The following is a 10380-nucleotide window of genomic DNA, read 5'->3' on the forward strand; positions in this document are numbered from 1 at the left end:
GACGCTTCAATAGAAAACGGGCAGTCCCTTGCGGTGACTGCCCGTTTTTTTATGCGTTGGATTTAAGGCCTGGCCTCGGTAAAACTTTGCTCGCGAGGTGCATCAGGGTCTTCGGGCGGCGGATCGGCTTCGGTCTCTGATTCGGGTTCCGGGTCTGGCTCAGGGTTGATCGGGTTCTGCATCTGGTCTTGCACCACCTGCTCATCAACACGCGGGTCAAGGCAAGCTACCAACGGCGAGCTCGACATACTGTCCGGCATGGCGACGTGATGCAGCGGCGCATCGTCGACCTGATGCAGGTTGGTCACCGCTTTCGGGCGAATCCGCCACACCAGCACCAACGCGAAGAAACTGAAGAAGGCATAGAGCATGTGGCTGCCGAACAGCTTCATCAGCACCCCGGCCACCAGCGGCCCGATACTGGCGCCGACACCGTAGGTCACCAACAGCATCGCTGTCAGGGACACCCGACGATCACCCTCGACGTGGTCGTTGGAGAACGCCACCGCCAGCGGATACAGACAGAACATCACCAGCGAACAGCAGAACCCGGTGATAAACAAAATCTCCAGCGGTACCTGTTGCATGATTGCCAGCGGCAACGCGGCAAGCGCCAGGACCAGCGCAAAACAGCGGATCAACAGCGCCCGGTCATAACGGTCGGACAGCCAGCCCAGCGGCCATTGCACCAGCAAACCGGCAAAAATGCAGCTACCCATGAACAGACCCACCTGCTCCGTGGACAACCCCTGCTGTGAGGCATACAGCGGTGCCAGACCGTAGAACGAACCAATGATCAGTCCCGCCCCCAGCACCGTGCTCAACGACTGCGGCACGCGCTTGATGAAGAAGCGCGGCTCCATCGGGGCCGGGTGCAACGGTGCCGGGTGAATCCGGCGAGTCAGGGCCACCGGCACCAGGCACAGCGCGAAGCACAAGGCGACCAGCATCAGCAGCTCAAGGCCCAGGCCCGGGTGCATGACCAGAATCAACTGACCCAGCACCAGCCCCAGGTACGAGGCGATCATGTAGCCGCTGAACACCGTGCCGCGCTGCGAGGCTTCGGCCTGCTCATTGAGCCAGCTTTCGATGACCATGTATTGGCACATCATGCCAAGGCCGACGATGACCCGCAGGAAGATCCAGGCAGGCAACCAGTCCACCAGGCCATGGCCCAGCACCGCCGCGCCGACAATCCCGGCGCAGGCCGAATAGGCGCGAATATGCCCGACCCGGGCAATCAACCGGTGGCCGATCTTGCCACCCAGCACCAGGCCGCAATAGTTGGCTGCCATCAACGCACCGACCCACAGGCTGTCGACGTGATCGGCGGCCAGGCGCAAGGCCAGGTAAGTACTCAACAGGCCAGAGCCGATCAACATCATCAGCGAGGCAAAATATAGCGCTCGAAAGGGTTTCCAGATTTGGCGCATCGGCGTTCCGAGCGGCTCCTTGCAGTGAGTTTCAGGCTACCGACAAACGATAGCCTGATGTCGACGGATCGTCAGGCCTGGGCCGCTAAAACACGCCGTTCCCAGGGAGTAATTTCATCAAAGAAGCTGGTCAACTCCATGGTCTTCGAGGCGATGTAGCCTTCGATGAACTCCTTGCCAAACAGTTCCTTCGCCAATTGACTACGTTTCAGACGCTCAAGAGCCGCATGCAAGGTACACGGCAACGAAAGATTGTCCGGCACTTCAAATTCGCCCTGGATCGGCTCGCTCGGCTCCAGTTTGTGTTCAATACCATACAACCCTGCGGCAAGGCTGGCGGCGATCGCCAGGTAAGGATTCGCATCAGCCCCCGGCAAGCGGTTCTCGACCCGACGAGCGGCGGGCGAACTGGCCGGAATGCGTAATCCGGCCGCGCGGTTGTCGTGGGACCAGCAGGCATTATTTGGCGACGCATACGGATGGCACAAGCGCTGATAAGAGTTCACGTTCGGTGCGAACAACGCCGTGAAATCCGCCATGCCGGCCTGCTGACCCGCGATGAAATGACGGAAGGTCGCGGTCGGTTCACCCGCCTTGTCGCTGAACACGTTACGCCCGCTGCCGATCTCGATGATGCTCTGGTGAATATGCATCGAACTGCCCGACGTGTGCGCCAGCGGCTTGGCCATGCAAACCACGGTCAGGCCATGCTTGAGCGCGACTTCTTTAAGCAGGTGTTTGAACAGGAGTGTCTGGTCGGCCAGCAGCAGCGGGTCGCCGTGCAGCAGGTTGATCTCGAATTGGCTGACGCCCATCTCGTGCATGAAGGTATCGCGCGGCAAGCCCAGGGCCGCCATGCAGGCGTAGACCTCACTGAAGAACGGCCGCAAACCATTATTGGAACTGATACTGAACGCCGATTGACCGTCCTCGCGACGACCATCCAGGCCCAGCGGCGGCTGGAACGGTTGAGTCGGGTCGGTGTTGGGCGCAAACACAAAAAACTCCAGCTCGGTCGCCACCACCGGCGCCAGGCCGAGGGCCGCGTAACGCGCGATCACGGCTTTGAGTTGGCCGCGGGTCGACAGAGACGAGCTTTCGCCAGTCAACTCGTCCGCATCGCAAATGGCCAAGGCTCGCGGCTGCTTGCTCCACGGCAAGCGATGGATTTGTGCAGGGTCGGGCACCAGCGCCAGGTCGCCATCATCGCTGCCGTAAAAGCGCGCTGGCGGATATCCGCCCATGATGCATTGCAGCAGCACTCCCCGCGCCATCTGCAAACGCCGCCCCTCGAGAAAGCCTTCGGCGGTCATTACCTTGCCACGGGGCACGCCATTCAAATCCGGCGTGACGCATTCAATCTCATCAATGCCCGTCAATCGCTGTGCGAGTGAGCGATGGCCATCGGTTGTCATGACGCAATCCTTTGTTGTTGTGCGAGCCGCGAACGGCGACCCGTACAAAATAGGCTCCACCTGTTCGGAATATCAAGCAGCGACCCACAAAAAGAACCGGTCAGGGCAGATAGAGGCTGAATACCCCGCCACCCAGCGGGCCGCCATTGCTGATGTCGGTGCGTCCGCCCACGCCATTGCGTTGATGGAGTGCAGCAATCCGCCCGGCAAAGTACAGGCCCAGGCCTGTGCTTCCGCTGCTGTGGTTGATGCCCTGCACGTAATCGGCCTGACGCTCGATCATCTCGGGTGGATAACCCTCGCCATCGTCGTTGACGGTCAGCACCAGTTGCCCGGCTTCATCGCTGACGCTGATCAACACCGCGTGGCGGGCGTAACGAATGGCGTTGTTGATGCTGTTGCCCAGCACCGAAGCAATCAGCTCCCGGTCGAAGAAACCCAGAGGGCTCAATGGGTCCACTTCATAGGTCGCCATGATGCCGCGACTGGCAAACACGTCCTGGTGGCAGGCCAATTGCGCTTCGATGAAGTCATCCAGTTCATGGTAGGCCGGTTGCAACGGCATTTGGTTGACGCCGAGTTTGTACAGCCCCAGCAACTGCACCAGCATGCTATTGAGATGCGCGAACTCGAATTCGATCACACCCTGCTCCGGGGTGTGCTGCTGCGGATCCGGCAAGCGCGCCAACCATTGGCTGTGCGCCTGCATCAGCATTGCCAGGGAGTTCTTCATGTCGTGCACGGTGGAGGCAATCACCGTGGAAAAATCGAGTGCCTGTTCGCTGTCGTTCATTCGCCAAACGCCTTGCTTCGCAACTTCTGATAACGGGGAAAACGTGCATCGGTGTCGGGCATCAGGCCGACCATCTTCAGGCACGTCCGACATTCCTCCAGCTCCGCCGAAGGGACACTGGTGTCGGTGCCATGCAGCAGCGACTGCGCCATGTTCAGCGCGATACTGATGTTCTTGGGTTGCAGCGCCAGGGCTTTGCGGAACACCTGCCGCGCCTCCACCAGGTCACCGGTCTTGTACACCCGCACGCCCTGACGGTTGAGGTCCGCAGCGGCATTGCCGGAGTTGAGAATGGTCGGATCGTCGGTCAACTTGGCGATACCCTTCATCACCGTCGGGTCGTCGCCGTAGATTTCCGCGCAGTTTTTCAACATCGAGGCGCCGGCGCTGGCCTGCCCGAGCATCTGCAGTTGCTTGGCCACCAGCAGCGCCGCTTCGGCGCTCATGAACTGTTCCATGCCATCGAGGCGCATCATCGCCTGCTCGGTGAGCTTCTCGGCAGTTTCGGCATCGTTGAGCAACAGGCTGGTGGCTTTCATCAATCGCGCACGAATCTGCAAACCCGGGTCGGAAGGGTTTTCCTTGGCCACCGCACTCAGGGTCGTATTGATTTCCAGTCGAGTCCGGGTATCCAGGCCTTTTTCACTGCCTTTACTGATCAAGGCATGGGCCAGGCCAAGGTTGCTCTCCGCATCCTTGAAACGTGACTGCGCGCCCTGCGACACCGCCTGACGATAGGCTTTGGAGGCGGTCTCGAAATCTTCGTTGGCCATCGCCAACTTGCCCAACTGCGCTTGCCGGCGCACCGCCAGCGGCGACAAACGGATCGCCTCTTCCAGCACATTCTGGGCCGCCTTGGTGTCGCCTTCGGCGACCAGTACATCGGCCATGCCGTCGTAGAGCGCCGGCATCATCGGGAACACTTTCAGGGCTTTTTCATAGACGCCTTTGGCCTGACCGACCTGGCCACGCTTGAACAGCAATTTGCCCAGGCCGGCAAACGCCCACGGCAAAGGCCGATCCGCAATGATGCTGTCATAGAGACGCTCCAGCGCCTCGTTCTGATTCAGGTCGCGCAAGGCATCGGCGCGATAGCGCAGGCACAACGGCGAGTAGCGGATGTCTTGCTTGCACAGGGCGATGCAGGCATTGAGCACTTCAACCGGTTTGCCCCGGTCAAGGGCCTGCAGAATCGGCTTGAGCAAGGTCTTGCGTTGCTCCAGCCGCTCCAGCCGTTGAGCCAGGCCGGAACGGTTGAACGGTTTGGTCAGGTACGCATCGGGTTCGTGTTCCAACGCACTGAGCACCATCGCCTGACTGGTCTCGGCGGTGACCATGACGAACACGGCCTCATGGCTGATCAGCTTCTCGATCATCAGGTCTTCAAGCACCTGCTGGCCGTTCTTCTTGCCGTCGCCCAGGTGAAAGTCCTGCAGGATGAAATCGTAGGCCTTCTGCGAACACATACGCAGCGCCTGTTCACCGGAGTCGGCGGTGTCGACATCCTTGACGCCCAGTTCGCGCAGCATGGACCTGACGGAACTGCGGAAATCCGAGAAATCATCGACGATCAAAAAACGCTTTTGGTGATACGACAGCATCGAAGATTTCCAGGCAGTTTAAGAAGAAGACCATGACTGTTCGGGTTATCGGCCAGTAGTGCCGTTCCCTTGAGAAGTCATGCCGTTTAGTACGCGCTAAATATTTGAAGGCGTTATCAAAAAACAGGATTATCCTGATTTATTGAAGTGCGCTTACTGTCGCTTGAAACCAAGACGCTCTACGTCGCAGCTAAAGGCCGAAGTCATGACCACCACACCGAAGCGCTCGGATACTACATCTGAGCGAAAGCCCCTGAGCCCCAGCACCCTGGACTTTCCGGTGGTGGGCATCGGTGCGTCGGCGGGCGGGCTGCAAGCGATCAAGCTGTTCTTTGAAAACATGCCTCAGGACAATGGCATGGCGTTCGTGATCATTCTTCATCTATCCCCCGATCACCAAAGCATCGCTGACAAGATCGTCCAGGAATCGACCAAGATGCCGGTTCTGCAGGTGACCGAAACGGTGGCCATCGAGAAAAACCGGGTATACGTCATTTCACCGGCGCAACGGCTGACCATGAACGATGGCTTTCTGGAGGTCAGCGCCACAGACCCGAGCGAAGGTCGCCACGCATCCATTGATCTGTTCTTCCGCGACCTGGCCGATGTGCACCGCGAGCGCGCCTTCTGTCTGGTGTTGTCGGGCACCGGCTCGGATGGCGCGGTTGGCTTGTCACGGATCAAGGAACAAGGTGGCATTACCTTGGCCCAGGCACCGGAAGATGCCGAATTCGATGGCATGCCTTGCGCCGCCATCGAAACCCGCATGGTTGACCTGGTGCTGCCCGTAGTGGAAATGCCGCAAAAACTGCTGGAGCTATGGCGCAACTCCAGGGAAATCAGTTTGCCCACCGCCAACGATCCAGAACTGCAAACCATTGCAGCGGTGTCCGAGCGTGACGCGGCAATTGCCGAACAAGTGCTGCGCGACGTCCTGATTCAGTTGCGCACCGGCACCGGTCATGACTTCAAACACTACAAACGCGCCACCGTGTTGCGCCGGATCGAACGCCGGATGCAGGTGACCGGCCAGTCGGACTTGAGTGCCTACTACCAGTATCTGCAGAACAATCCCGAAGAAACCAAGGCACTGCTGGGCGACATGCTGATCGGCGTGACCAACTTCTTCCGTGACAGAGAAGCTTTCGAAGCCCTGGAGCGGGATGTCGTGCCGCAACTGGTCAGCGCGGCCGTGTCCGCGCAACCCGAGAAAGAAGAAATCCGTGTCTGGTCCGCGGGCTGCTCCACGGGCGAAGAAGCCTACAGCCTGGCAATGCTGCTCAACGATCAACTGCAACTGGACGCCAGTGCGGCGTCGATGCAGCTGTTCGCCACCGACATCGATGAACGCGCCATCAGCGTCGGCCGGGCCGGCCTGTATCCACAAGCGATCATCACCGATGTGCCACCCTCGCGGCTGCGCCACTATTTCATCAAGGAAGACGATCACTATCGCATCCGCAAGGAAATCCGCGAAAAGGTCTTGTTCGCCAAACACAGCCTGTTGTCCGACCCGCCCTTCTCGCAGATCGATCTGATTGTTTGCCGCAACCTGCTGATTTATCTGGATCGCGAAGTGCAACGCGAAATTCTCCAGATGTTCCACTTTGCCCTGCGTCCGGGCGGCTTCCTATTCCTCGGCACTTCCGAGAGCGCGGACGCGTGCCACGAATTGTTCGCCCCGGTGGATAAACGCAACCGGATCTTCCGCGCCAAGACCGGCACGGCCAACAGTCGGCGCACACCGACCATGCCGCGTGGAGGTTATGTGCGGACCAACACTTCCCAGCAGGTCCCGCAAAGCAGCGCGCCGCGCAAATTGTCATTTGGCGATATCCATCAACGCGCCCTCGAACAGTCCGCACCACCGAGTGTGATCGTCGATGCCAACGCCGACATCCTGCACATGAGCGAGAGTGCCGGGCGCTTCCTGCGTCATGTCGGCGGCGAATTGTCGCGTAACTTGCTGACGCTGATTCTTCCGGAACTGCGCCTGGAAATCCGCACCACGCTGTTCCAGGTCCAGCAGAGTGGCCTTCCGGTCAAGTCCCGCGAAGTACCGATCAAGCGGGATAAGCGCAGTTATCTGATTGATCTGGTCGCGCATCCCTACAAGGATGATGAATCGGACGGCGAATACGTCCTGGTGATTTTCGAGGAAGTCGAGGTCGACCCTGCCGAACGAGCGGCTACCACCGTGCTACAGACCGAAAGCCAGGTGCTGTCCAACCTTGAGCGCGAACTGCAACGCACCAAGCTGCACTTGCAGGACACTATCGAACAATCGGAAGTCTCCAGCGAAGAGCTCAAGGCTTCCAACGAAGAAATGCAGGCAATCAACGAAGAACTGCGCTCGGCCACCGAAGAGCTGGAGACCAGCAAGGAAGAGCTGCAGTCGATCAACGAAGAGCTGCTGACGGTCAACTACGAGCTGAAAACCAAAGTCGAAGAAACCGACAAGATCAATGACTACCTGACCAACCTGATCGCCTCCACCGACATCGCCACGGTGTTTGTCGATCGCGGCATGCGCATCAAGTGGTTCACTCCGCGCGCTACTGACATCTTCAGCATGTTGCCGGTGGATACCGGGCGCTCCTTGCTCGACATTACCCATCGCCTGCATTACGAGGACCTGGTCGCAGACGCGGCGCAGGTGTTCGAATCGCTGAACATGATCGAACGCGAAGTCAGCAGCACCGACAACCGCTGGTACATCGCCCGCCTGCTGCCCTATCGCTCCAGCGAAGACCACATCGACGGCACCGTGCTGACGTTCATCGACATCACCAAACGTCGAGCGGCTGAAGAGGAGCTGCGACTGGGCGAAGAACGCATGCGCCTCGTCGCCGAAAGCACTCGCGACTACGCCATCATCACCCTCGATGAGCAGGGCGTGATCACCACCTGGAACAAAGGCGCCGAATTGATTTTCGGTTACAGCAAGGCCGAGGCCGAGGGCGCCTATTACGACTTCATTTTCTCGCCTGAAGATCGTGCGTCCGGCGTGCCTGAAAACGAACTGTTGTCAGTGCGCACCCTTGGCCGCAGCGAAGATGAGCGCTGGCACGTGCGCAAGGACGGCAACCGTTTCTTTTGCAGCGGCGAGGTGACCTTGCTCAGCGGCGACAATCTCAAAGGCTACGTCAAAATCGCCCGCGACCTGACCGGTCATAAGCGCCAGCATGAAGAACAGCGCCAACAACTGGCCGAAACGCGCAACACCAATTACCTCAAGGATGAATTCTTCGCGGTCATGTCCCACGAACTCAAGCATCCGTTGAATCTGATTCAGCTCAATGCAGAACTGCTGCGTCGCTTGCCGCTGACCAAGTCGGTGGCGCCGGCCGCCAAGGCCGTCAACACCATCTGCGACGCCGTCAACAGCCAGGCACGAATCATCGATGATCTGCTGGATGTTGCGCGGGTGCGCACCGGCAAACTCAAACTGAAACCAATTGCTGTGGATCTGGCCGGTGTGTTGCGCGATATTCACGCCGTCGTGCTCAACGACCGACACGATGTCACCGTCGAGCTGCACGTGCCTTCAGGCGCCTTGATGGTCCATGCCGACCCGACGCGCCTGGAGCAGATCATCTGGAACCTGGTGAATAACGCGCTGAAATTCACGCCCTCCAACGGCCGCGTGCAATTGATCGCCAGCCAGGTTGGAAACATGGCGCGACTGGACGTCAAAGACAACGGTGCAGGCATCGCACCCGAGAACCTCGATCACGTGTTCGACCTGTTCGGCCAGGCTGAAAAGCAGCACGTCAGCCACAACCGTGAGGGTCTGGGGATCGGCTTGTCCCTGGTCCGTCAGTTGACCGAGGCCCAACGGGGCACGGTTGAGGTGAACTCTGCCGGGGTGGGAACAGGTTGTACCTTCACGGTTTACCTGCCAATGACCCAGACCAACGGTGAAGCTCAATCCCCGACCCAGGTCGAAGAAGCCTCAGGCCGGCTGAGCGGTTTGACGATCCTGCTGGTCGACGACTCCGCCGATGTGCTGGAAACCTTGAAAATGCTGCTGGAAATGGAAGACGCGCAAGTGATTGCCTTCGACCGTCCGGTGGCGGCTTTGGACGCGGCAAAAAACACCCGTTTCGACCTGATCATTTCTGACTTGGGCATGCCGGTCATGAACGGCCACGAGCTGATGAGCGCATTGCGTCAGTTGCCGCTGGTCAAAGATGTGCCGGCCATTGCACTGACCGGCTATGGCGCCCACAGCGACATTCAAAAATCGCGGCAATCGGGCTTTGACCAGCACATTGGAAAACCGGTGTCCTACGATGAGCTGATCGAAACGATTGAGACTCTGCGACGCTCCCAGATCTGAGACAGGGTCAGCACAGATAGGCGCGCTGTACGCAGGCTCGTCGATCGATGGCCTGCCTGAGCCGATCCTTGTGATCGGCCCAGTCCTTGGGGTCGACTTTGGTTGAGCGCATCAGCACCAGCATGGCTGCCTTGGCAGCCATATACTCCGACCAGGCATCTTCGGACCTGAGTTTCAAAGACTCGCGCTCGGTCATTTCCATCCGCCGCAGGGCCAGTTCCGACTCATCGGTGATCACCGGACTCAAGGTCAGTTGCACCCGGTGCGGCGCGACGAACTCCTGAGTGTCCGCGACAATTTCCCTCGCCCGCTGAGCGCCCCACTTCAACGCCACACAGTAATGTTCACCCGCGTAGAGGTCATGAAACTCCTCGCAAATCGCCCAGCCGTCGGTGTCGTAGACGCCTATAAATACCTGTGTAATCCCCTCATGACTGACCCGCGCCTGCACCTCGATGTGCAGTCCATTGCTGAGTACCTCTTCATGCGTATGGAGGGGTAACCGCGAATTGGTCCATAACCAGAATTTTGTGCCTCTACGCCGCATCGACGTCGCTCCATGAGTTGTGTCTGGAGTAAGGCACAGCAATGACGGACTTTCCATGTAGATCGTCGGGCGGTTTCATTAACGATTCTGCTGGAACCCGGGATAGCCGTTGGGCTGTCCCTTTTCGTCACACCACTTTCCTGCGGACAAAACAAAACCCCCACCTGCATACGCAGATAGGGGATTCGGAATTTAATCTTGACGATGACCTACTCTCACATGGGGAAACCCCACACTACCATCGGCGAT

General features: G+C 59.0%; 6 protein-coding genes. 1 reads left to right on the plus strand and 5 read right to left on the minus strand.

Going from position 1 to position 10380, the window contains the following annotated elements; translation table 11 throughout:
- Positions 1–62 precede the first annotated feature (62 nt).
- The 4 genes from VD17_RS04280 to VD17_RS04295 all read right to left on the minus strand — a co-directional run bounded on the left by VD17_RS04280 (position 63) and on the right by VD17_RS04295 (position 5242).
- Positions 63–1433, minus strand: a complete 1371-nt coding sequence (locus VD17_RS04280; protein WP_046052817.1) for an MFS transporter — start codon at positions 1431–1433, stop codon at positions 63–65.
- 71 nt (positions 1434–1504) lie between these two features.
- The gene (locus VD17_RS04285) at positions 1505–2746 is read right to left on the minus strand and encodes a glutamine synthetase family protein (protein ID WP_185753105.1); all 1242 of its coding nucleotides are present in this window, start codon (positions 2744–2746) and stop codon (positions 1505–1507) included.
- A gap of 202 nt (positions 2747–2948) precedes the next feature.
- The gene (locus tag VD17_RS04290) at positions 2949–3641 is read right to left on the minus strand and encodes a sensor histidine kinase (protein ID WP_046052819.1); all 693 of its coding nucleotides are present in this window, start codon (positions 3639–3641) and stop codon (positions 2949–2951) included.
- A complete protein-coding gene (locus VD17_RS04295; protein WP_046052820.1) occupies positions 3638–5242 on the minus strand; it encodes a tetratricopeptide repeat-containing response regulator in 1605 nt (534 codons plus the stop codon). Before VD17_RS04295 ends, VD17_RS04290 begins: the two co-directional genes overlap by 4 nt.
- A gap of 205 nt (positions 5243–5447) precedes the next feature.
- Here VD17_RS04295 and VD17_RS04300 point away from each other — a divergent pair, with 205 nt between their 5' ends.
- Positions 5448–9584, plus strand: coding sequence for a CheR family methyltransferase (locus VD17_RS04300; RefSeq protein WP_046052821.1), 4137 nt, complete (start codon positions 5448–5450; stop codon positions 9582–9584).
- Between the two features lie 7 nt (positions 9585–9591).
- On the opposite strand, the gene VD17_RS04305 is transcribed toward VD17_RS04300, so the two are convergent.
- Positions 9592–10131, minus strand: a complete 540-nt coding sequence (locus VD17_RS04305; RefSeq protein WP_046052822.1) for a hypothetical protein — start codon at positions 10129–10131, stop codon at positions 9592–9594.
- Positions 10132–10380 lie beyond the last annotated feature (249 nt).

Source organism: Pseudomonas fluorescens (assembly GCF_000968015.1).
Taxonomy (GTDB): Bacteria; Pseudomonadota; Gammaproteobacteria; order Pseudomonadales; family Pseudomonadaceae; genus Aquipseudomonas; species Aquipseudomonas fluorescens_W.

Bases quoted from the DNA above. Each gene is read 5' to 3' on its own strand.
- VD17_RS04280 (WP_046052817.1), bottom strand. From the start codon at position 1,433: ATGCGCCAAATCTGGAAACCCTTTCGAGCGCTATATTTTGCCTCGCTG.
- VD17_RS04285 (WP_185753105.1), bottom strand. From the start codon at position 2,746: ATGACCGCCGAAGGCTTTCTCGAGGGGCGGCGTTTGCAGATGGCGCGG.
- VD17_RS04290 (WP_046052819.1), bottom strand. From the start codon at position 3,641: ATGAACGACAGCGAACAGGCACTCGATTTTTCCACGGTGATTGCCTCC.
- VD17_RS04295 (WP_046052820.1), bottom strand. From the start codon at position 5,242: ATGCTGTCGTATCACCAAAAGCGTTTTTTGATCGTCGATGATTTCTCG.
- VD17_RS04300 (WP_046052821.1), top strand. From the start codon at position 5,448: ATGACCACCACACCGAAGCGCTCGGATACTACATCTGAGCGAAAGCCC.
- VD17_RS04305 (WP_046052822.1), bottom strand. From the start codon at position 10,131: ATGCGGCGTAGAGGCACAAAATTCTGGTTATGGACCAATTCGCGGTTA.